Origin of the sequence: Bartonella sp. OC68QHHN, from assembly GCF_042193875.1 — a bacterium.
GTDB lineage: Bacteria > Pseudomonadota > Alphaproteobacteria > Rhizobiales > Rhizobiaceae > Bartonella > Bartonella grahamii_A.
In genome coordinates this window covers 56,390-79,378 of sequence record NZ_JBHIME010000019.1, presented here as the reverse complement: position 1 = coordinate 79,378, position 22,989 = coordinate 56,390, and the positions used below count along the sequence as shown (strand labels likewise).

Below are 22,989 nucleotides of genomic sequence, written 5' to 3'. Positions count from 1 at the left end.
ACACCATTTGCGTCCTGTGCATGCCATTTGGAATTGCATCTGTGCGTGATATTCAGGTTTAATTTCGTCATACATAAAGAAGCGCAAATGCGTGGTTGATTGTGGACATTTGACTTCAATTAAACCGTTCTCTCCAATGAACCCATCAGGACTAGCACCAGCCATTTTCATTTTTGGGTGTGGGATAAACCCGCATCTTGTGACTTCTGCGTCATAAATGAATTCATATTCTCTCAAGGCATTCTCTTCATGTTCAATGCCCCATTGCATAGCAGGTGTTGTATAAGATTGGCTTATTTCCCCTTTTAAGCATTCTGCTGTCCTTTGTTCCATCTCACACCGCCGTTTGTTACTATTGTTGTGCTTTATTCATTTGCGAGCGTTGCTTTTTTTTTCAAAGAAAACAAAGTGGTTTCGACTTGTTTATAAGACATGTGTGTTAGATTTTTTACTCCTATGAAAGAGGGTAGCTTACTTTCTTCAGATTGTGTCTACTCTATTAATTCTCTGATTTAATTCATCTTTTCAGGAGAGATACCTGAAAGAAACGTGTTGCCATCTGTATCGTCTTCTTTTCTTGCGACATTAAGAAGCATGCCTAAGAGATATCTACGTGCGTAGGTGAGAGTAGAACCAACCGCTTGTATGTTATTTTTGCTACCTGTAGCGTCAAAAGGAAATATTCTTTTTATTTAGTGTCAATCAAAAACATCTAACCACAAGGAGTTCTTTATGAACAATCTTATAGAAATTAGAGAACAGGTTATTGATCAGAAAGCTGTTCAAACAGTAAACACACGCGAGTTGCATACATTTTTGAAAATAGGAAAACGTTTTGCTACTTGGATTACAGATCGTATTAATCAGTATGAATTTTAAGAAGGAAAAGATTTCATAAAAACACAAGGTTTGCGTGGGAAGCGCAAAAGCTAGAGCTATTACAGCAATTAATTATTACCTTACATTAGAATATGGCAAAAGAGCTCTCAATGGTTGAACGCAATGAGAAAGGACGTCAAGCACATCGCTATTTTATTGAATGCGAGAAAAAGTTGAAAAGCTAATCTGTTGATTATGAATTATTTTCTTATGAGTCTTAAAAAAAACTGCCAGTGTTGGAGAAATCTTAGGGTTGATGATGAGGTGTTTGTTAGATGCAAATGGACTCTAAAAAGAACTTGAACATTATAAAGCTCTCATTAAAGAAGCAAAACAGGTCTTAGAAAGATCTGTCATGAAAGCTGTATAAATAAAAAACAGAAATCTCCTCCCCTTTCTCAAAAATGGGAAGTGATTTTGTTTAGCAACCGCTTGCTTTTTTTAAGACTTCCCCCATACGCATGCGCCAGTCTTTTCCCTGTTTCTTAAAAGAGGCAATAACGTTTGGGTCAAGACGTAGAGTAACCGCCTGTTTGGGAGATTTAACTGGTGGACGCCCACGTTTGCGGCGTTCTTGTGCTACATATTTAAAAAAAGAAGCAGGTAAAACTTCTTTAGCTGGCTTTAGATGTGCAAGTTCTTCATCTGTTAGTGGTGAGGAATCCACAGAGTTCCAATCTTCTTTTGTGTAGCCACATCCTGTTTCAAAGGTTTTTTTGATAGTCATTGAAAACCTCTCTTTCTTATTCGCTTGACGAAAACTGATAATGGATAGCGCTTCATTGCCAAGCTTTGCAAAAACAACAACTATTATGCCATCAGCAAAATGTCCAATAGCCTTCATGCGGTTTGAATGTGTTGCATCAATAAGAGTATGTTCCCAGTAAAAGTAAATAACATCAGCAAAATCAGGCTTATGTTTATCAATGTTTAAAGCTCTTTTTGGTTCATACTACACTATCTTTATACATTTTATGTACACGAAAAATATAACACCGTCAATAAAATTAAAGTGTACAATAATTCGCACAAACCATTCAAAATAGAGAAACTATGAATAAACAAGAACGGCAGGGCATATCGATTCATGCGTTTGCGAAAAAGATGCGCGTCTCTCCTAAATACAGTTGTTTCACGATTAAAAATAGGTAAATTTGATGAGGCTCTTTTTGAAGATTGTTCTATCAATGAAGCTGTTGCAACGGCCATCTGGAATGAGAATCCAACAAAGCGCCCTGCTTCACTTTTAGTGACTGATAGACAACCGCAGACAAAGATAAAACAAGTCTCCATAGATGGAGCTAATGAATACAAGATAAAACTAGAGCGGATGCAAGTTGCGCTTAAAAGCGAAAAGATTGCCCATGAACGACTACACGAAACAACTGTTAACCATGAGAAGTAAAGAAAGCAACCCATGAATTTAGCAGAACGCACCGTGATGCCATGTTGAATTTTCTTTAGTTTCTAATTGGTTAGATAGAAAAACTATCTTTAAGTTTACTTTTTTAACGCTATAACGGTATTATCATGTGATAATCGTAATAATACAAAAAACGAATCATTCCTTCTTTGCAAATAAATATTTCAACTATACCTTGTGAACCAAAGAATTTTCATTCTTAACAATTAAGAATTTCAATAATTCTTTCTTATATCCTCATCATCACTCAAAGTCAAAGAACCTTTCTTCACCATAACATAGCATTTACAATGCGTAATATTAAAAAAATAAAGGCCCTATCAAAGAAATAGGACCTCTTAAATTTAAGCTCCTTTATCCTACAAAACTAGAATTTGTAAGCTATTCCTGCGCGAAAATCATTCGTCTTATACTTAACTTCAATCTCATCTTTAAATTTCTTTTTACCAAAATCTGAATAACGATATTCCGCACGCACAACAAGATGATCTGTCATTGCAAAATCAACACCACCACCGAGAGTATAACCAATCATCGTTTTTGTTGCATCCGATGTCCTATTAAAGGGCTCACCTCCCGTAATTACTATCGACAAAATATCTTGAAACTGTCCATAAGCAACACCACCAGCAATATAAGGCATTACACGCCCCGCAGAAAACCCAACACGCCCCCGTGTAGCACCTGTCCATTTTTGTTTTAACGTATGATTAAAAGTTAAACTGTCTTTCTCTTCTTTATCCTCTGAAACAGAGCGAGAAAAGCCTCTACCCTGTCTCCTAACAAGTTTTGCCTTTTTTAGACTTTTTTCTTCTCTACCTAATTCTTCAGTATCAGTACCCGATCCTTCAGTGCCCAATCCACGAGTATCAGGACCACCAGCATTCGATTCATCAGCCTGAAATTTTGTTTTTGTATCCTTTTTTTCCGTTAAAAGCATATCCGTATCAATCCCCACAATAAAATTATTACCGAGATCAAAATTAACACCTGCATAAAAACCACCTATAAATCCAGAAAGCTCAGGTATATACTGTTTCTCAATAGGTACCCATGGTTTACTTTTACTCTCCTCATCAGGATAGAGAGGAATATTAACATCACGCGTTATTGCAGAAATCTTACTTGAAAAGCCACCAACTTGCCCCCCAAAATAAACACCTCCCCAAGAAAAAGGTGAAGAAGCAACAATTTTTGAAGTAACATGTACTGGCTCTTCATGAGCCACCACATCTGCAGCCTGTACTATAGAAGGTGAAATTAACGAAAAAACAGATGCTGTTATAAATTTTGTATTCATAAAATTATACCCCATTGCTAAATTTAAATATAATCAAAAATTACATTTAGAAAAACAAAGTTTTATAAAATCTTATGCCGCAAAATCACATATACTCCTTTATAGTTACATTTAAATCTATCACTATATTAGTATATCATTACATCAAAAATTAATATTATCAAATAAATTTTAAAATATTAAAATAATGAATACTTCAAATAATAAATATTTAATAAAATATCTCTTATGTTTTTTTAAAGAAAAAAATATAAAACATTTTGTATTACAACTACCGCAAAAAATCATGAAATAGTATATTTTATGCCTTTTTTTATGAGAAAAATTCTAAAAATGATGTAATTATTTTTAAAAAATCGATATTCATTAAAAATATTATAAATACCTCAATGTTCTTACATCCAAAATGCATAATGTAGATTCTACATAGTATAAAAAATTACACCTATTTTATATTAAAATTATACCTTTTTTCTACCATTTTCTAAAAGATGAGATTATTAATACGACAATATCATTATCGTTCTAAATCTTGTCTCCAAACAAAAGTTCTCAATCATTTTATTTAAAAATTGCTCTTTCCCTACTGATTTCTATATTATCATCTGCCTTTATTGCAAAACGGTCTTTATTAGGAAAAGTTATAAAACATCCCTTCATACAAATTATAATCGTTTGATGAGTATTTAAAAAAAATTTTGAAGGTATACTTCCCTCGACAACAACGAGAGATTGTACCTTTAAATCTGTATTCTTCACTGTTGCGGCAAAAGCTGTTATGGTAAAAATACTTAACAGAATAACCGTAATCAAAGCATAAATATATTTCAGCATTCTAATATTCCTTCCTCAGCAAAACGCTTATATAAAATAAATCGAAGAGCATTGGTTACATGAGAAGGTGAGGTAATATTAGGCACATAAATAGCTAAATTAAAGGAAAAACTCTTACAATCAAATGCCGTAAAACTCACCTGCGGAATAGGATTTTTTAAAACGCCTTCTGTCGCAAAAGCAATCTCCAACAAAATTTCAGCAACATGCTCTGGAGCAACTTTAGATGATACAGTAACTGGTATATCAATTCGTCCTACTTTATTCCGTCTAGTCCAATTACTAACGTTGTTATTAATAAGGCTTGAATTGGGAATAATAATCGTCTTACACTGAATGGTCTCAAGTTCCGTTGCACGCACACTAATACGCTTAACAACACCACCTACTGATCCAGATTCTATATAGTCTCCTATTTTAAATGGTCTTCCAACTAAAATAATAAGTCCAGAGACAAAGTTTTGGACAATATTCTGTAAACCAAAACCTATACCAAGCGAAAGTCCTCCAGCAATAAGAGCGAAATTTCTAAGATCCAAACCTGCCATTGACAATCCCGTCAAAGCAGACACAACAACGCCTCCATAACTTATCACTGTTTTGATAGAATTACGTATACCAGAATCGAACTCTCCATGAACCAACACCACACTATCTAACCAACCAATAAATCGGCGAATAAGAAACCAGCAAACACAAAAAGAAATAATTCCTGTTACAAGAGAAATCAAAGAAAGAGTAATATTTCCAATCTGAAAACCGGTAACCAATTGCCACAATACTGCTTTCAAATCAGAATAGGAAAATCCAAATTGTACAGCAATTGGCATTACACAAAATACAACAACAAAAAATACAACAACAAATAAATTGAGAAAAACGCTCACAAAAACTCCCAATTGATTCATCGTTTTTTCTTCTAAATGAAACCTCTGCATCAAAAGATGACCAACCGTTGTTTTCATAAATTGGCCTTTAGTTCCAATTGCTTGAGCGCTTTGTATTCCTAAATACATAAGAACTAAAAATGCTCCACCAATCATACTTTGCTTCATAATAAAATGTGCAAGACCAACATAGCCCAAAAAATTCAACACAAAGAGCAGTAATCCCAAGCAAATAAGAGGAATGCGTATATAAAATGGCCAAAAGTATGGCTCTTTTTTTTCTCCTTGAAAACGCCTACGCCTAAACCGCAAAGGTACAAGTGATATTATAAACAGCAATATCGCTACAAGAAAAACAGCAATAAAACTTTTAGCAATTGTCAGAGATAGAGGCGCTGAAATGATTTGATAAATACTATCAAGAACAGCGTCAAATGCCAAAACACCTCCTAAAGAAGTGAGTAAAATCACTAATTGATATGCAGACGACGGTGCAATACTGAGAAGACGCACATGGGGCATATTCAATGATAAAAGAACAATCGCTAAGCGATTGATTAAAAATACTAAAATAATTTGATAACCTATCATATCAAAAACTGTTGTAAGCTTACCTAGATCTAAATTAAAATTACGAAACAAAAACAACACAAGATAAACGCAAAGAGTACATACAAGCGAAGGTAAGAGAACTGAAATAAAGGCGATCAATAAGCGTTGTAAATAAGATATTTCCTCATTAGACTTCCTAAAGTAGCAATCAACATGAACAAGAACTTTTCGAGAAAAATACGAAAGACCCAAAGTAATAAAAAGTGGTATTAAAAAGGAAAGAAATAGTTGTAACAACTTGAAATAAAATATAAAATTCCACCAAGAATCTAATAACAAAAGAAAATCTGATGAAGCCTCTTTTGTTTTTTGTCCCAGATGTTTAAGCATCGGAATCGAAAACTTAAGCCTATACGTAAGTGTGCGTTTAAAAAACTCCTGAGATTGAAAAATAGAAAGTTCAGCTATTCTATTTGCCGCTACGAAAATTGCTTCAAAACGAAGCATGATACTGTTAATTTTAGCTTTTTGCTCTATCAGGTAAGAATATTCCTTCACTGAGCTTTTCAGTTTTTTTACGTCACGATGGAGCTCCGTTAATCGATCAAGAAGTGTACTAATCTCATTAAGAGGAGGACGCAAAACAAATGCTGCCTCAATAGCACGTTCACTGATATCTTGTGCACGTAACCGCAATTTTTCTAAAGCACGATGATCTTCTGACTGTCTGTCAAAATCTCTTTTTAAAGTTTTAGTATCTTCTTCAAGAGTCTCAATAATCAACTGTTGTTGTTGAATAATTTCATCAACTGAATAAGAAGCTATTGTTTGTTCGACAATTGTATTTTGTGCCCCCCTATTCCCCCATGCACTAGAATGAAATACAAAGATAATCCCCAAAAGAAGGAAAAGTATGTGGATGTTTTTTCTACAAAATGAATACATATCTACCTTATGCGCACAAAAAGGATTTTATTTCCTTCTCTTTAATATGGTATAAAGCAGATATTTTCAACTTTTGTAGAATAATCTTATAAAAGCTTTCCCTTATCCTATAATACTGATAATAAGAGAAAAGGATAATAAATAAGCTGAACTCAATAAGATTAAAGAAGGCACTCTAGCATGTGTTTTTTGCACCTCTATTGCAAAAAAGAAAAGTTTCTTCCTTTGACAACTTGGATTTTTCTATCCAGTTTAGGTGTATTTTTGACGAGCAACCTAGGAACGCGTACTTATTTAATCAAACAATCACACACCAATAATATCATTAAAACGAATAGATTTGATTTACACAATAAGTGTGATCAGTTGAATGTTACCACAATTGAAAATAAAAAACTTGTAACACTCTACACAGAATTTATTTTTATGAGAGCCTTTCAAAAAATTCTAACATTGGATTTCTTTTTAATAAAGATTCTAGCTATTGACACACGATTTCGTAACGTTAAAACGCAATATTTCTCAAATAAACGCGCTCCTCCCAATGAACAAACTTAATTTTCTTCTTTGAATTATAAATTGATCATCTTATTTTACTTGTGCTTTTAACCTTGAATAACTGTTAAATTGCCTATTAGCGGAATATATCATGCGTACACCTGGTTGGTTAACTACCCTTTATTGTTTTATTCTTTTAAGCAGCATTTATGTTGCCTTACCCAATTTATTTTCACACGAACAAGTTAAAAACTCGAAATTCCTACCCGACACCCGTGTAGCACTTGGTCTTGACCTTCAAGGAGGCTCTTCTCTCCTGCTCGAGGTTGATAGCAAAACGCTAAAACGCGATCAGTTACACATAGTTTTAAGCAGCGTACGCAATACATTGCGTGAAAAACAAATCCGCACCTCAAGTGTGCGTATCGTTGAAGATAGCGTTATTGCCCTTATTTCTGATCCATCGCAAACTGAAAAAGCACTCTCTGCTTTGAAAACATTAATAAACCCCATACACAGTAGCTTTGGCACAACAGAACATAACATCACGATCAGTGCTCAAAATGAAACTCTCCGCATCACATTAACGGAAGCTGGTATAAAAGACCGTATAAGCAATGCTATTGAACAAAGCTTAGAAATCATCCGTCGCCGTATAGATCAAGTTGGTGTTTCAGAACCAGCCATCCAAAAGATCGGAAATGATCGTATTATGGTCCAATTGCCTGGACTACAAGATCCAAAACAACTGCGTGATCTTTTAGGAACAACAGCTAAGATGAGTTTTCATCTTGTTCCTTCTAATGTGGACCCCAATAATCCCCCTATAGGCGTTTCTATTCTCCCTGGATATACTGATGCAACACAACATTATGCAATTTATGATCAAATCGCTTTAGATGGAAATGTCCTGAAAGATGCCCGTGCAGGTTTTGACCCGCAAATACCAGGACGTTCCATTATTTCATTTACTCTAGATTCCGCTGGTGCAAAAATATTTGCCGATATAACACGACAAAATATTAACCGTCCTTTTGCCATTGTTCTGGATAATAAGGTTTTAACCGCTCCTACCATAAATAGTGTCATTCCCAATGGACAAGGTCAAATTACAGGAAACTTTGACCCCAAAGAAGCCTCAACTCTGGCTGCTCTGCTTCGTGCTGGTTCCCTCCCCGCACCACTCACGGTCATTGAAGAGAGAACCGTAGGTCCAAATCTTGGTGCTGATGCCATCCAAATGGGACTTTACACCGGCATAATTGGCTTTATTTTTGTTGCAATTTTTATTTTTCTTCTCTACCGTATTTGGGGGTTAATTGCCAATATAGCACTAGCTCTACACACGATTTTAACATTTGCTGCACTGAGTCTTTTGGGAGCTACGCTTACGCTACCTGGTATTGCTGGTATTATTTTAGGCATCGGTATTGCCGTTGATGCTAATATTCTCATCAATGAACGTATCCGTGAAGAAAGTCGAAAAGGTGTGAGTGCTTTTGCAGCCTTAGATCGTGGATTTAAACACGCTTTTGCAACCATTGTTGATGCAAATGTTACGGCAATTATAGCGACTGTCTTACTGTTTTGGTTCGGTACCGGTCCCGTTCGTGGTTTTGCCGTAACAATGTTGCTTGGTATTATCATCTCCATGTTTACAAATATCACCATTGTACGCATCATCATGATTTGGATCGTTCGTAAATGGAGAATTAAACAATTGCATATTCACTCTGCTTTCAAAATCATGCCACAAAACACAACTTTCCACTTTATGAAAGCACGCTTCATTGGTATTGGCGTCTCAATTGTTTTATCAATGGCTTCAGTTTTTCTCTTTTTTAAGCCTGGATTGAATTTCGGAATTGATTTCATTGGCGGAAGCCAAATGAGTATTACCACGAAAGCACCCGCAGATTTAGCAGCTCTGCGTTCCAAGCTTTCTACTCTTAATATTGGTGAAGTTTCCTTGCAAAATATTGATAACGAAAACACTGTATTAATTCGCATGCAGAAACAAAGCGGTAGCGAAGCACAACAAACCACCGCCATTGATAAGGTCAAAGCAGCTGTACAAAATATCTATCCCGATACCATATTCGATCAAATAGAAGTTGTTGGTCCCAAAATTTCAGGCGAGCTTGCCACAGCTGCTTTTACTGCTGTTATTCTTGCAGCTATTGCCATGTCTCTCTATATATGGTTACGCTTCGAGTGGTTCTTTGCCATTGGAGCAATTGTCACTCTTATTCTAGATACCACAAAAATGATTGGCTTTTTTGCTTTATTTCAATTTGATTTTAATTTAACGGCTATCGCTGCGCTCTTAACAATTGTTGGATATTCTATAAATGATAAAGTTGTCGTTTATGATAGGATGCGCGAAAATATGCGTCTTTATAAAAAAATGCCGTTGCGCGAGCTGATTGATCTGTCCATTAATCAGGTTCTTGTACGTTGTTTTTTTACATCAGCCACAACAATTCTTGCTATGCTCCCCATGGCGATATGGGGTGGAAGTGCTGTTCATAATTTTGCATTGCCCATGGTTTTTGGGATTATTATTGCAACATCATCCTCTATCTTTATTGCTGCTCCTATTTTACTCCTGCTAGGAACTTGGTGGCGTGAGCGAAATAATCGTGCAAATACCAAAGTGAAATAAAAATGCCCTTTAATACGTATGATACATTTCGCCTCTCTTCTTATAGAAATATAGTCATTTTCATTCATTCGCTTTTTGATTAAGAATAGTAAATAATCTATGCTCCACGACACACCACTTATCACAACTATTGTTGCAGGTTTATGTTTAGCATTTTTCCTAGGAATGATTGCTAGCCGTTTGCGTATTTCACCACTTGTAGGCTATTTGTTAGCTGGTGTTATTGTGGGACCTAATACAGGCGGATTTAAAATAGATTCCGTCATCATTAATCAACTTGCTGAAATTGGTATTATTTTGCTGATGTTTGGTGTTGGACTCCACTTTTCATTAAAAGATCTTTTATCTGTCAAAGCTATTGCTGTCCCCGCTGCTATTGCACAAATGGCATTTTCTACCTCTCTAGGTTTGTGCCTTGGTCTGATTATGGGATGGGGCTTTAGTGGTAGTGTGATCTTCGGGCTTGCTTTATCCATAGCAAGTACTGTTATCCTGCTACGTGCTTTGCAAGAGCGTCATCTTATTGAAACAGAAAAAGGACGCATTGCCGTTGGATGGTTGATTATTGAGGATTTAGCAATGGTCCTTATACTTGTCCTCATCCCTTCCTTGGCAAGTGCCCTCAGCAATACCAAAAAAGAAGCGTTGGATCCTCTTGTTCAATGGTTGGATTTAAGTATTTTGGGTATTTTTGGTCTTACCATCCTGAAAGTGATTGTATTTATTGCACTTATGCTTGTCATTGGGCGACGCGTTATCCCATGGCTTTTAAAAATGAGCGCACAATCGGGATCACGTGAATTATTTCGTCTTAGTGTCTTTGCTATTGCATTAGGAGTAGCTTTCGGAGCCGCTCATTTATTTGGTGTTTCTCTTTCTCTTGGTGCTTTTTTTGCTGGTATGGTCATGAGCGAATCAGAATTAAGCCACCGTGCCGCGGAAGAATCTTTACCACTGCGCGATGCCTTTTCTGTTCTCTTTTTTGTTTCTGTAGGCATGTTATTTGACCCGGAGAAACTCTTAACCCATTTCTTCCCTCTCTTAGCAACCTTATTCATTATCGTAATCGGAAAATCTGCTGTTGCTTTTTTCATCGTTAAGGCTTTTCGCTATTCTAATGCAACAGCTTTGACTATTTCTGCAAGCCTTGCCCAAATCGGAGAATTTTCCTTTATTCTTGCTGGTTTAAGTTTAAGCTTAGGACTTTTAAACAATGACGCTCATGATTTAATTCTTGGAGGAGCAATTTTTTCTATTTTGCTCAATCCTCTTGTTTTCATTGCCTGTAATAAAATTAAAAAACGTCTAGAAAAAAATTCTGCATCTTCACAAAATACCCAAACAATTATTGATATTGATCCACAAGATCCTGACCAAGATTTTTTACCGATAACCTTAAAAAATAACCATATCGTAATTATTGGCTATGGTCGTATCGGTAAGTGTGTTGCATTATCTTTAATAAATAGAGGTAAACCTATAGTGATCGTAGAAGAATCAAAACGCCTCTCTGATAAAGCGATTGCAGATGGCTTTGAGGCTATTTGCGGCAATATCATTCAAAAAGAAATAATGAACGCAGCAAATATAAATAATGCACATAAAGTTGTTATTACAATGCGAAGTACCATTGAAGTAGGAGAATGTATCGTGAATATACGTGATATGAAGAAAGATATCCAGATAATCACCCATGCATTATCCGACACAGAAACAGCATATCTCATTGATTTAGGTGCTGATGTTGTAGTAACGGATGACGAAGAAATTGCCAATGGCATTATGGAGTATATAACGGAACGAAGATCTGTAAAGAATATGCTCAATCATGAAAATTTACAGAAAACATAAAATGGATAAAGAATCGTGAAAATAAAGCAATTTATATGGCCATTGATTGGTATCTTAGCAATGCTGATATCTATTCGGATTCTTTATATGAAACTTTCTGCCATTTCATTTGGGGATGTATTGGAACGCTTGAGCGATTTAAATGCACAGCACTGGTCATTAGCCTGTTTATGTTCTCTCCTAGCTTATGCTGCTCTTGCTGGATATGATCGAATTGCCTTGCAACATCTAGGCCATAAAATTTCTTGGATTTTTATCGCTATATGTTCATTTACAACCTACGCTCTTTCACACAATATCGGTGCTTCAGTTTTTTCTGGTGCAGTTGTGCGCTATCGCGCCTATAAAATGAAAGGATTAAATGGAACAGAAATCGCAATATTAGTAGGTTTTTGCTCTTTTACTTTTGTAATTGGCACAATCTTACTTTTAGGAATCGTTTTGGTGCTGCAACCCGAAATTATCACCCTCATTCATAAAGAACTTCCTGAATGGCTAGGAACAACGGGAGGAGCAATTTTACTCAGCTGTATAGCACTTTATACGTTTGGCAGCTGGCTTCAGTTAAAACCCTTGCGCTTGGGTAAGAAAATTCAACTTTCCTATCCACGGCTGAAAATTGTTATTCAACAGCTTCTCATTAGCCCTCTAGAGCTTTTAGGAGCAGCAGGAATTATATATGCTGTTCTCCCACACAACGCAGATATTCATTTTATCTCTGTTCTTGGTGTTTTCCTCGCATCTTTTACGATAACTCTTCTCTCCAATGCTCCAGCAGGAGGAGTAGGAGTCCTTGAAGCTCTCTTCATAACAGGCATGCCCAATATAAATCCAACCGATGTTATTGCAGCACTTATTGTCTTTAGAATGTTTTATTTGATTATACCGCTCATCATTTCATTATTCGTAGTCGCCATTTTTGAAGCGCATCAATATTGGAAAAGAGCCCCCAAAACACCACCTGAATAAATAAAAGGCTATCAACGACTTCTTTTTTGTGTGCCTATAAATGATTATAATCACCATAAATTCAATTGTATATAAATTCAATTGTATATGTAAATTAATACAATCATTATTTGTATTTATCTTTTTTACATTAAAACTTGAAGGTCCCCTTTTATAAAAATCTTACTTTACGAAAAACATAGAAATATTTATCTATTTTCCTTCAAAAAAAACTCTCATAAACTTGAATATTAAAGGTATTATTTTATTGTGTAATCAATCCTTATGTTGGATAAAGCATATGATTACAAAATTTTTTGCAGAAAATAAATGCTCAAAATTAAAAACTTCTATCTGAAAATAATTTCATTTTATTGTTTGAAACAAAAAAATTATTATATATAAAGAATAATTAAAGAACCCTTTAATAAAAGAATTTTCCCTAAACAATCATACAAAAATACAAGAAAAAACTTTACGAAATTTTCAATCTCTCAAAAATATAGGAATAATGTGTATACATATTGCGTTACGCTTTTGTTTGTCACGTTCTTTAATAGAATTAAGTCTCTCAAAGAACAGAGCACCATCGTGTTGGCAATCTACATACCTTTTTTAAGAAACCTCTCTCAGTGCTATTCCCCATTACACAATAACACCTGTAAATGGTATAATAGTAAAGCCATTGTTGCACCATCATTTTTATACTTAATAAAGAGCAAACCTGCACCATTATACTATTTTTCCAATGTTGTTATAACTTTTGGCGCTTAAGAACGTTAATAAGAATCATTTTTATGCTTTTCTTCAATAGTCTTTGTCCACACGTTAATCTTATTTATGATGAAAAAATAATAATTTTAATTGTTTCATTATAAGATGGATTAAAACAAAAGGAGTTTATGACAATAAAGTTTTTTCAAACAAAGAATAATTAATTATTATAAATCAATATATTATAATGATTCTGAGCGGCTTTCTTAATGTTTGTATTTTTAGCGGTTAAGCTAACGGGAAGACAGCATAGCGTAACTGCACGGTTTAATATTTTAAAACTTGAAGCCTTATTAAAACTTATTTTCTGTCGTTTAGCAGGTATTAGCTTTAAACAATATGCCAAAAATCAAAAAAAATTAATCAATTTATATTAAAAGAAGTAAAAACTGTTGATTTTTATACCCTTTTAAATAACACAATTGTCGGTAAGAAGCTTCTCCTTACCAATTGCGATTTAAAAAAAAGAAACAATACGCATTAAAAGATCTTTAAATGTCCTTTGGAAGTTCTTTAAGCCCCCTAAAAAGTACAAAACCTGATAACTAAGCTATATCAACAATCTTCACTTTTAAACAAACGCATATGGGGAAATCCTACTCCCCAATTTTATTTAGCAACTCGTACCTTAAAAAAATTATGCAATCAATAAGTTATTATGGTATAAAATCGAATGGTGGGTGATGAGGGGATCGAACCCACGACCCGCTGATTAAGAGTCAGCTGCTCTACCGACTGAGCTAATCACCCATAGGCTTCTCACAAGATGAGAATGAGCGTCTCTATAACGCTCCTAAGGATGGATGTCCAGATATTTTGTTGTTTGTTATATAGACTCATTGTCTGTAAGGTTAAAAATATGATATTCACCACTTGATCTTATATAAAAATAAACCCATTATGAGGAACTTTATAAATAAATGTTCTGATTGTTATACAGAACCTATAGTTGGAGGATTATCGGCATAATGCCCGAGCAAAATTTAGAGGAACCTTCTTGTGGTTGTAAGCGGGATGGGGCATCATTTTGTTTTATCAATAATCACATGCATTCAAGCAATATTTTGCTGTTTTTTTTCTTTGAATATAAGTTTTTTTACATTCAATGTTCATGATCCAATATACGAATAAAAGCCTATGAATTTTTTTTGTCAATCGCGCGCTTTTAAGCTTCTAAAAGGTAAGGAATGATGGAATGGATCACTGATCCCCATGCGTGGTTTGGTTTGATCACGCTGGTTTTTCTCGAAATTGTTTTAGGAATAGATAACCTTATCTTTATTGCAATTTTAGCTGAAAAATTGCCACTGCGTTTGCGTGACCGCGCACGCTTTCTAGGTCTTACTTTAGCATTAATTATGCGGCTTTTCCTTCTTACAGTTATTGGATGGGTTATGAGACTCGATAGGGTAATTCTTTCACTTTCATCTTTTGTATTTAGTTGGCATAGCTTTATTTTAATCGGTGGTGGAGCCTTTTTGCTAGCAAAGGGAACGCTAGAATTACATGAAAGGTTAGAAGGGGTATCACATGAAAGAAAAACAGGCGTTGCTTATGCTGTTTTTTGGCAAGTAATCGTTCAAATCGTGGTGCTGGATGCCGTTTTTTCACTAGACAGTATTATTACCGCAACAGGTATGATTGCAAAAGAGCAGGCAGCAGTTATGTATATAGCAGTCATAGCTGCTATGGGAGTAATGATGTGCGGATCTGGTACTCTTATGCGTTTTATTAATCGTCATCCCACTATTGTAATCCTCTGTCTGGGTTTTTTAATGATGATTGGTTTTACTCTCATTGTTGAAGGATTTGGTTTTCATATCCCAAAAGGGTATTTGTATGCTGCTATTGGTTTTTCTGTTCTCATCGAAGCTTTTAATCAAATTGGACGTCGTAACCGTGAAAAAATGATTAAAACGAATGATCTACGCAGTAGAACAGCTGATGCTGTTTTGAGGCTCTTAGGAGGAGGAAGCAAAGATAGTCACCTTGCTGAGACTGTAGATGTTATTGCTGAACAGTCCGCAGCCTCTGAGTTGTTTAGACCAGAAGAAAAGGAGATGATTCGTGGTGTTCTCGATTTAGCTGATCGCCCTGTTCGCTCTATCATGTCGCCCCGTAATGAGATTGAGTGGTTAGATTTAAATGCTGATGAAAATGAAATGCGTGAAGAATTACAAAAGGTTAAACATAGCCGCTTAATTCTTGCGCGTGAAAAAGTGGATGAATTTGTTGGCGTTGCGTTGACAAAAGATCTTCTTTTGAATTTGGCTGAAGGAAAAAAGATTAATTGGAAAAAAGCTATGCGAGAACCCCTCGTTGTTCATGAAAACACAAGTGTTTTACGATTGATGGAGCAATTACGCCATTCTTCGATTCAGCTTGCAATTATTGTTGATGAGCATGGATCTTTTGAAGGAATTGCAACTCCAACCGATATTCTTGAAGCTATTGCAGGAGACTTTCCTGATGACGATGAAGAACTCATGATCGCAGAACAACTTGAAAATGGCAGTCTTCTTGTTGAGGGATATGCTGATATCCGCCGTTTAAGTGGTTATCTTGGGCGTAACCTTGTGGATGAAGCAGATCGTTATACGACTCTGGCAGGCTTTATGCTTTGGCAGTTTGGTCATTTACCAAATGAGGGAGAAAGTTTTGAAACTGATGGTTTACATTTTAAAGTGATTGAAATGGAACGTCGAAACATATCTAAAATCCTTATTTCTCCACTTATATTACCAGAAAAAAGCTAATTCTTTTTATAAGCAAGATGAATAAAAAGATTTTTTATGATTAAAAATTGAAAAGAACAAGAAGTTAATAACTTAATTGCATTTCATTATTTTTATATTTTTTAAGCATAAATAATGAACATACAAAAGTTATATTATCAACGAACTTTCCATTACAAAAAGTTTTCATTGATGATTTACGAAAAGCTGTAAAAGAGAACATGGTGCAAAATTATTTGTCAATGGTCATTAATCTCAAAAAATAATGAATATATACAACATATTGATTTATAATAATTATTTATCACAATATTACCTTCATATCAAGAAACCCTCTTTTAAACATCAGATTTCCGCCAATAGATAGAACTCCACCATTGTTGGGTTTACTTAACTGATGATGGCAGCATTAAACTACACTCTGGCTCCTATAATCTTTTGAGATCTTCTTGATATTTCTTAAGGAGCTATTTCTTATCTTTTGTTTCGGTAAATTTAGCTGTTTTTTCCTTCCAAGAATGAGACTCCACCTCTCTGGAAAGCCCTTATTAAGAACTTTGTTTTTCTTTCAGATAGCTCATATTTTTTGCTACTTTTGCAATTAAAGCTTAGCTGAGCTTCTTAGATTTCACCACTTCTTTGGCTAAAGCCAATGCACGTTCAAGATGAAGCTGTTGGGTATTTTCATCAAAACCTAAATGATCCCTTGCACTGAAACTGTGATAATAAGATTGTAAGGTTGCAACATCACCCAATAAAGCCAGTGCACCAATGTGAAGTAAGCTATAATCTGCATCATCTACTTTGATAACCTTTATGTGCCTCAAATTCACTCATTTGCCAAGGTGGTGCTCCATATCTGGAATAAAAGCATTTATGAAGATCAATTTTTTCCATCGCTCATTTCAAGACATAATCAAGCTTTAATTCCAACCAATCCGCATATATTTCTTCTTCACAAACTCTTACCGCCTTTTTATCAAAATCAAGTTGTAGATCTTGTAAGTGCTAAGAATTGATAGGGATTAATTACCATGCAGGCAGCAGCTAAAATACCAGTACTAATCGAAACTCCAACATCAAATTGCGGATAACCTTTGATAATTGCATCATTATATAGAATTTGTACTTCACGATCTGGTAGTTGATAACGTGCTGAATAATTGTCTACCTCTTTAATTTTCTCAACAAACCAATCAAGATTTTTGAAGAGTGCTGTTGCACTCTCCATAGTTAAAAAATTCTTTGCTCTACCTCAAAAGAGTTTGTATCCATATCAAAAGTCAAAAGCGAAGCAGATTTTTGCAAACAAAATCGATAATGCCGTGTAAGAAAAGCATCTTATCAATAAGATCTTTGGTGATTTCTTTTGCAACGTCTAAACGAGATGGAATCTTATCACAAAAAATACAACAAAATAAATAGTTTGTGTACAATTATTTTTATATGAATCCCATTTAAAAGCGAAATTTTTATACGTGATTCAATGGACTATTTTTTATAAACAATTGCTATGTATAAATAAACCATAAAAAATCATGATGCAAATGTTATAACGCATGTAAACATTCAAATGAAGTGACAAGCAGCTATCATTCATAACAATTCATAAATTTTATGATACGTTTTATCACGCACAAATCGCATTATTAAAAACGTAATTGTTTGAAATTATCGATAACATAAATTACATGCGTTTAAAGAATGGTATGGGGTTTACCCTTTTTTGAGCTAAACCTTAAAAGAAATAATCATTTGAAACTATCATAAGATAGGTTTTAATTCATTAAGGACACATAAAATGATTTAAAGACAAGTCGATTTTAAAGCACCGCTTACTAAAAAGTTAGTAAATGATAGGCAGGCATTATATAGATACTATTATCATAACAGGTAATAAAATTGATAATGTTATGTCTTATGAAATCAAAAGCCTTTTAATGATATAACGCAAGCAAAAAAGCAAAAAACGTTTTAAAAGTTACAGTTTAAAAATACGAAACCAAAGGTGGCCCCCTCAAATTTGAGGGCACCTCCTTTGTAAGATAAGCAGGTAAATGTTAAAAGAATTGTAATCATATTACAAAGGCATGGGGTTTTACTCAATTTTGAGTCAAAAGCGACAAAATTTAAAGAAAACTCTATTCTAAAGTTAAAGAGCTCGATTTTGAGCTTGATATTTTGAAACGTTTTAAAAGAGGCATTTTGATAATGTGCTTTTTTTCAAATGACCACCTCAAAAATGAGGGTGTTATTCTTAATACGTTTTATAGCCATAAAAAAGTGTTTATAGGTTCTGTAATTCAAATGAGTGATTAAAGATCATACCTGTTCATTTACGTTCCTTTTGATAAGTTCTAATCAATAGAATAGAGCGATTGAAATATGCATTCTCTCTTTTATGATGGATTTATAGCCATAAAAAAGGCGCCCACACACCTATCATTTATTCTGTTTATCAATCTTGACAACGTTATCGCTTTCATAAAGCTTACAATTTATGGAAACCGAATATAAATCGCTATGTCTTTTTATTCTTGTATTGCCATATACATTACCTCTAATCACGAAATAACCAGAGATCTTGGCATTGCCATAAACCTTGCTATATTAACAACAGCATAATGATAAACTCAAACGTTTGAGCATTATCATAAACATGAGCACCAAAATACACGCGGGTTTTATCACATATAAGGACATTGCCATACATATAGCCACCAATGAGAGCATTGCCATAACCCCTTGCATTTTCATAAACACGACCAGATTTTACAACACAGGCATTATCAGCAACCCAGCAATTGCCATGATGAGAAAGGTTGCTTTCATTTTCAATAGAACTACCTAAATCGCCTTTTTACATCACCAAAATCTTTTAAAGCACGAATGCTATACAATATATGACCAGTCACGAAATCCATTTGATTGGTTAATTCATATTTTGGGATGATTTTTTCTTATTAACAGGGTTGGTGTCATTTGCAATGGAAAAAATAACGGGGGTGTTTTTTGATATAGTTTCCATAATTAAACCTATATGTTTTTAAAAGTTTTTAACAGACATTAAGCCGATTCCAAACCAAATGTTTGTCGCATCAAGCGCCCTATTCAAACTAATAATAACATATTCATTACCTAATAGAAGACCAACTCCTACACCTGCATAAAGCGAAGCAATAATCCACCCATTATGGCTATGCTGCATAACCATAATAGAATCCAAAACCATCATTGCTGTACTCGAAACACCAGCAGCAAAACGGATCAAAAGGACTAACTGTTAACGCCATGGAAATAATAAGTGCAATCATTACTATAGCTGCACAAGATAGCATGCGAGGAGCAAGAGATATATTCCCAATTCTGCCAAACGTAAAGACTATACTCTCAACTAAATAACCACCATAATTAGCGCTAGCTATATAAGAAAGTTGATTAAAGGTAAACAATCCCTCATCCAACATAACTGGCAATATTGATGTATAGAAAAATCGCCCGATACTCATTCTCAAAACCACAATAACCATACCGAATACAGCGTTTTTAAACAATTCAAATTTTGACGATTATTTTTTCCCCATTATTATTCCTTTAACTGGTGATATTCCTCATCCACTTTCCATCTCACCATAACAGCCTTTAGCTCCAAAAATAGAATAAAAGCAAATTTAGCGATCTATTTTAATGCTCCGAACAATATATTTAGCGATTTAGTGTCAACATCGCCAGATCAATTATACAGTAACATATTGAATTATATGTATTTTTATTTTATAAATGTTTATAGTTAAATTGAAAGCATATTTAGATAATCTTGTTTTTTTATCTCGATATACAAAATGACTAACCGAAAAATTATATAAGCAAATGATTTTACTTCTCTTAAAATCATTTCCTTATTCGCTACAAAACTTAATAAACAACTCAAATGACCATTTTCATAAAAGAAGAAAGTGGCTTCTTTTTAGGTAATATTGTTATTTAGGATGATATGAAGTTGAAGAATTTGGTGCACCCGACAGAATTCGAATCTGTGACCTCTGCCTTCGGAGGGCAGCGCTCTATCCAGCTGAGCTACGGGTGCTTCAAACTGATCATTACAATCAGTTATGGTCTTTTAACTAATCATACTCTTAGCTTCAATGCTAAATTATCATTCTAATAAAAAATTACTTGTTTGTAACTTATCTAACGACACACTTCTCTTATTTTTCAATGATACTTTACCTTGAAATAACTTCTCTTTATTCAATGCTCTTTTTATTATAAAAAGAGCTCTTATTACAACTTCAAAACTCTCAAAAATAAGTTACAACATAAATTATAAGTATCAGGATAATTTTTAAATGACTACATTACCAAGTCGCTTTCATTTTATTTCCGCAGAAACTGAGAGCGCTATCAAAGCTACCCATAAATTAATTTCCGTTTATGGTCATTCTTCTCTGGAAGAAACTGATATTGTTGTTGCAATCGGTGGTGATGGGACAATGTTACAAACCGTACGAGACGTCATGAACACAGGCAAACCTATTTATGGCATGAATCAAGGTTCTGTAGGATTTCTTATGAATGAATTTCATGAAAAAAAATTGCCCAATCGTATTGCTATCGCACATAAAAAAGAAATCCATCCCCTGCGCATGATTGCAAAATCTGAATGTCAAGATTCTATCGAGGCGCTTGCAATTAATGAAGTATCCCTCTTTCGGCAATCTTATCAAGCCGCAAAAATTCGCATCACCATTGATAACAACGTACGCATGGAACAATTAAGTTGTGATGGTGTCCTCGTCGCTACACCAGCTGGATCGACTGCCTATAATTTATCAGCACAAGGACCTATCTTACCTCTTATGGCCCCCCTTATGGCCCTCACTCCCGTTAGCCCTTTTCGCCCTCGACGTTGGCATGGAGCTTTGCTGCCCAATACAGTAACAGTGCGTTTTGATATGCTTGAACCTGACAAACGCCCTGTCAACGCTGCAGCAGATAATATTGAAGTTAAATCTGTCCATTCAGTTACTATTTCAATGGCAACAGAAGTAACAGCTTCAATCCTTTTTGACTCAAATCATTCATGGGATGAACGCATTTTATCAGAACAATTTCGCTATTAATGATTGTATTATGCGTTTTATGTGTATATGATTGTTATAGTTATTTTTTTTGTGAAAACATCTTAACACTTTTTAAGAGTCTAGAATATTGATTATAATCATCATTTAGATAGCGCAGTTAAAATCACAGAGCAATTGATAAAAAAAATGATACCATCTTTAAACAGTTTTGATGATTTAGGTCTTTCCGCAAAGGTTATTAATGCGGTGAAATCAGCGGGATATACAACTCCAACACCTATTCAAAGTGAAACAATTCCGCATGTCCTTCAAAGAAAAGACGTGTTAGGAATCGCCCAAACGGGAACAGGTAAAACCGCCTCTTTCGTATTGCCTATGCTCACTCTCCTTGAAAAAGGTCGTGCAAGAGCACGAATGCCCCGTACGCTCATCTTAGAACCAACACGGGAAATTGCAGCTCAAGTTGAAGAAAATTTCGATAAATACGGAATAAATCATCGTTTAAATGTTGCTCTTTTGATTGGTGGAGTTTCTTTTGAACTCCAAGATCGCAAACTTGAACGGGGAGCTGATGTTCTTATAGCGACTCCAGGGCGCCTTCTTGATCATTGCGAGCGCGGTAAACTGCTCCTAATGGGCGTTGAAATCCTTGTGATTGATGAAGCTGATCGCATGTTGGATATGGGCTTTATTCCTGATATTGAACGTATCTGTAAGCTAACCCCTTTTACGCGTCAAACTTTATTCTTTTCTGCAACAATGGCGCCAGAAATTACAAAACTAACGAAACAATTTTTACATGCTCCCGTATCTGTTGAAGTTACAAAAGCTTCCTCAACAGCTACCACAATTACACAACGGCTTGTCAAATCTGGAAATAAATCATGGGATAAAAGAGCGGTTTTACGAGAGCTGATCCAAAATGAAGGTGCAGAGCTTCAAAATGCAATTATTTTCTGTAATCGAAAGAGAGATATCTCTGAACTTTTTAGATCGCTCATCAAACATAACTTTAATGTAGGAGCACTCCATGGAGATATGGACCAATATTCGCGCATGAACACCCTAGCTGATTTTAAAAATAATAAACTTACACTTCTTGTTGCTTCTGATGTTGCTGCCCGTGGACTCGATATTCCAGCTGTAAGTCATGTATTTAACTATGATGTTCCTACACATGCTGAAGACTATATCCATCGAATTGGTCGTACAGGGCGTGCAAACCGTAGCGGAAAAGCTTTTACAATTGTCACAAAAGCTGATCAAAAATATATCAATGCCATTGAGGAAATGAGTAATGAAAAAATTGAATGGCTCAACAGCGATCTCTCGACTTTAATAGCCGATGATCAAACAGAAGATATTGTTGTAAAGAAAAAATCTTCAAAATCATCAAAAAAAACTGCTCCAAAAAAGCCTGTTGCTCACACTAAAAAATCTGTGGAAGAGAATAAAACAGAATATATCAAAAATGCAAATAATAAAGAGAAGCCATCTGAACAACAACGCCCACGAAAAAATAAGAATTACACGCCCCTTGGATTTGGTGATGATATTCCTGCTTTCATGCTTATAAAAACGTGTAAATAAACCCGTTCTTTACTCTCTTTAAGA

General features: G+C 34.9%; 14 protein-coding genes, 2 tRNA genes and 5 pseudogenes. 9 read left to right on the top strand and 12 right to left on the bottom strand.

Going from position 1 to position 22,989, the window contains the following annotated elements:
* Together ACFIJ0_RS02135 and ACFIJ0_RS02130 are read right to left on the bottom strand one after the other, a co-directional pair.
* Positions 1-315: pseudogene (locus ACFIJ0_RS02135) on the bottom strand (lambda exonuclease family protein); the annotation flags it as partial.
* Positions 316-512: 197 nt separating this feature from the next.
* A complete protein-coding gene (locus ACFIJ0_RS02130; RefSeq protein ID WP_375644199.1) occupies positions 513-647 on the bottom strand; it encodes an ERF family protein in 135 nt (44 codons plus the stop codon).
* Positions 648-732: 85 nt separating this feature from the next.
* On the opposite strand from ACFIJ0_RS02130, the pseudogene ACFIJ0_RS02125 reads away from it, so the two are divergent.
* Positions 733-1,249, top strand: a pseudogene (locus ACFIJ0_RS02125) (antA/AntB antirepressor family protein).
* Between the two features lie 51 nt (positions 1,250-1,300).
* Here the strand turns inward: ACFIJ0_RS02125 and ACFIJ0_RS02120 are convergent.
* Positions 1,301-1,606, bottom strand: a complete 306-nt coding sequence (locus tag ACFIJ0_RS02120) for a BrnA antitoxin family protein (RefSeq protein WP_375622767.1) — start codon at positions 1,604-1,606, stop codon at positions 1,301-1,303.
* 69 nt (positions 1,607-1,675) lie between these two features.
* A pseudogene (locus ACFIJ0_RS02115) lies at positions 1,676-1,774 on the bottom strand (hypothetical protein); the annotation flags it as partial.
* Between the two features lie 158 nt (positions 1,775-1,932).
* Here ACFIJ0_RS02115 and ACFIJ0_RS02110 point away from each other — a divergent pair.
* Positions 1,933-2,337, top strand: a pseudogene (locus ACFIJ0_RS02110) (hypothetical protein); the annotation flags it as partial.
* Between the two features lie 332 nt (positions 2,338-2,669).
* Here ACFIJ0_RS02110 and ACFIJ0_RS02105 read toward each other — a convergent pair.
* From ACFIJ0_RS02105 to ACFIJ0_RS02095, 3 genes are all read right to left on the bottom strand, one after another.
* Entirely contained in the window at positions 2,670-3,602 is a 933-nt protein-coding gene (locus tag ACFIJ0_RS02105; RefSeq protein ID WP_375622666.1) for an outer membrane protein, read from the bottom strand.
* Between the two features lie 561 nt (positions 3,603-4,163).
* Entirely contained in the window at positions 4,164-4,436 is a 273-nt protein-coding gene (locus ACFIJ0_RS02100; protein ID WP_375622667.1) for a hypothetical protein, read from the bottom strand.
* On the bottom strand, positions 4,430-6,820 hold the full coding sequence (locus ACFIJ0_RS02095) for a mechanosensitive ion channel domain-containing protein (protein ID WP_375644177.1): 2,391 nt from the start codon (positions 6,818-6,820) through the stop codon (positions 4,430-4,432). Before ACFIJ0_RS02095 ends, ACFIJ0_RS02100 begins: the two co-directional genes overlap by 7 nt.
* 180 nt (positions 6,821-7,000) lie before the next feature.
* On the opposite strand from ACFIJ0_RS02095, the gene ACFIJ0_RS02090 reads away from it, so the two are divergent.
* The 4 genes from ACFIJ0_RS02090 (at position 7,001) to ACFIJ0_RS02075 (ending at position 12,803) form a co-directional block, all read left to right on the top strand.
* Positions 7,001-7,378, top strand: coding sequence for a hypothetical protein (locus tag ACFIJ0_RS02090; protein ID WP_375622671.1), 378 nt, complete (start codon positions 7,001-7,003; stop codon positions 7,376-7,378).
* A 91-nt stretch (positions 7,379-7,469) separates the two neighbouring features.
* A complete protein-coding gene (gene secD, locus ACFIJ0_RS02085) occupies positions 7,470-9,983 on the top strand; it encodes a protein translocase subunit SecD (protein ID WP_375622673.1) in 2,514 nt (837 codons plus the stop codon).
* 99 nt (positions 9,984-10,082) lie between these two features.
* A complete protein-coding gene (ybaL, locus tag ACFIJ0_RS02080) occupies positions 10,083-11,834 on the top strand; it encodes a YbaL family putative K(+) efflux transporter (protein ID WP_375622675.1) in 1,752 nt (583 codons plus the stop codon).
* A gap of 15 nt (positions 11,835-11,849) precedes the next feature.
* Positions 11,850-12,803 (top strand): YbhN family protein, encoded by a 954-nt coding sequence (locus ACFIJ0_RS02075; protein ID WP_375622677.1) that lies wholly within the window; start codon positions 11,850-11,852, stop codon positions 12,801-12,803.
* A 1,427-nt stretch (positions 12,804-14,230) separates the two neighbouring features.
* Here the strand turns inward: ACFIJ0_RS02075 and ACFIJ0_RS02070 are convergent.
* Positions 14,231-14,306, bottom strand: a tRNA-Lys gene (locus tag ACFIJ0_RS02070).
* A 437-nt stretch (positions 14,307-14,743) separates the two neighbouring features.
* On the opposite strand from ACFIJ0_RS02070, the gene ACFIJ0_RS02065 reads away from it, so the two are divergent.
* A complete protein-coding gene (locus tag ACFIJ0_RS02065; RefSeq protein ID WP_375622679.1) occupies positions 14,744-16,312 on the top strand; it encodes a TerC family protein in 1,569 nt (522 codons plus the stop codon).
* Between the two features lie 587 nt (positions 16,313-16,899).
* Here the strand turns inward: ACFIJ0_RS02065 and ACFIJ0_RS02060 are convergent.
* The 4 genes and pseudogenes from ACFIJ0_RS02060 to ACFIJ0_RS02045 form a co-directional block, all read right to left on the bottom strand.
* Positions 16,900-17,118 carry a DUF6990 domain-containing protein gene (locus ACFIJ0_RS02060; protein ID WP_375622681.1) on the bottom strand — a complete coding sequence of 73 codons (219 nt, stop codon included), beginning with the start codon at positions 17,116-17,118 and terminating at the stop codon, positions 16,900-16,902.
* Positions 17,119-17,276: 158 nt separating this feature from the next.
* Positions 17,277-17,522 (bottom strand): hypothetical protein, encoded by a 246-nt coding sequence (locus ACFIJ0_RS02055; protein WP_375622682.1) that lies wholly within the window; start codon positions 17,520-17,522, stop codon positions 17,277-17,279.
* Positions 17,523-19,337: 1,815 nt separating this feature from the next.
* Positions 19,338-19,758 (bottom strand): annotated as a pseudogene (locus ACFIJ0_RS02050) (YbfB/YjiJ family MFS transporter).
* Positions 19,759-20,301: 543 nt separating this feature from the next.
* Positions 20,302-20,378 (bottom strand) — tRNA-Arg (locus ACFIJ0_RS02045).
* Between the two features lie 262 nt (positions 20,379-20,640).
* On the opposite strand from ACFIJ0_RS02045, the gene ACFIJ0_RS02040 reads away from it, so the two are divergent.
* Both ACFIJ0_RS02040 and ACFIJ0_RS02035 read left to right on the top strand, forming a co-directional pair.
* Positions 20,641-21,414, top strand: a complete 774-nt coding sequence (locus tag ACFIJ0_RS02040) for an NAD kinase (RefSeq protein WP_375622684.1) — start codon at positions 20,641-20,643, stop codon at positions 21,412-21,414.
* A 147-nt stretch (positions 21,415-21,561) separates the two neighbouring features.
* Positions 21,562-22,965: a DEAD/DEAH box helicase gene (locus ACFIJ0_RS02035; protein ID WP_375644176.1), complete on the top strand. Its 1,404-nt coding sequence runs from the start codon at positions 21,562-21,564 to the stop codon at positions 22,963-22,965.
* Positions 22,966-22,989: the final 24 nt, after the last annotated feature.

Coding starts and splice junctions, on each gene's coding strand:
- ACFIJ0_RS02120 (WP_375622767.1), bottom strand. CDS start 1,606: ATGACTATCAAAAAAACCTTTGAAACAGGATGTGGCTACACAAAAGAA.
- ACFIJ0_RS02105 (WP_375622666.1), bottom strand. CDS start 3,602: ATGAATACAAAATTTATAACAGCATCTGTTTTTTCGTTAATTTCACCT.
- ACFIJ0_RS02100 (WP_375622667.1), bottom strand. CDS start 4,436: ATGCTGAAATATATTTATGCTTTGATTACGGTTATTCTGTTAAGTATT.
- ACFIJ0_RS02095 (WP_375644177.1), bottom strand. CDS start 6,820: ATGTATTCATTTTGTAGAAAAAACATCCACATACTTTTCCTTCTTTTG.
- ACFIJ0_RS02090 (WP_375622671.1), top strand. CDS start 7,001: ATGTGTTTTTTGCACCTCTATTGCAAAAAAGAAAAGTTTCTTCCTTTG.
- secD (WP_375622673.1), top strand. CDS start 7,470: ATGCGTACACCTGGTTGGTTAACTACCCTTTATTGTTTTATTCTTTTA.
- ybaL (WP_375622675.1), top strand. CDS start 10,083: ATGCTCCACGACACACCACTTATCACAACTATTGTTGCAGGTTTATGT.
- ACFIJ0_RS02065 (WP_375622679.1), top strand. CDS start 14,744: ATGATGGAATGGATCACTGATCCCCATGCGTGGTTTGGTTTGATCACG.
- ACFIJ0_RS02055 (WP_375622682.1), bottom strand. CDS start 17,522: ATGGAGAGTGCAACAGCACTCTTCAAAAATCTTGATTGGTTTGTTGAG.
- ACFIJ0_RS02040 (WP_375622684.1), top strand. CDS start 20,641: ATGACTACATTACCAAGTCGCTTTCATTTTATTTCCGCAGAAACTGAG.
- ACFIJ0_RS02035 (WP_375644176.1), top strand. CDS start 21,562: ATGATACCATCTTTAAACAGTTTTGATGATTTAGGTCTTTCCGCAAAG.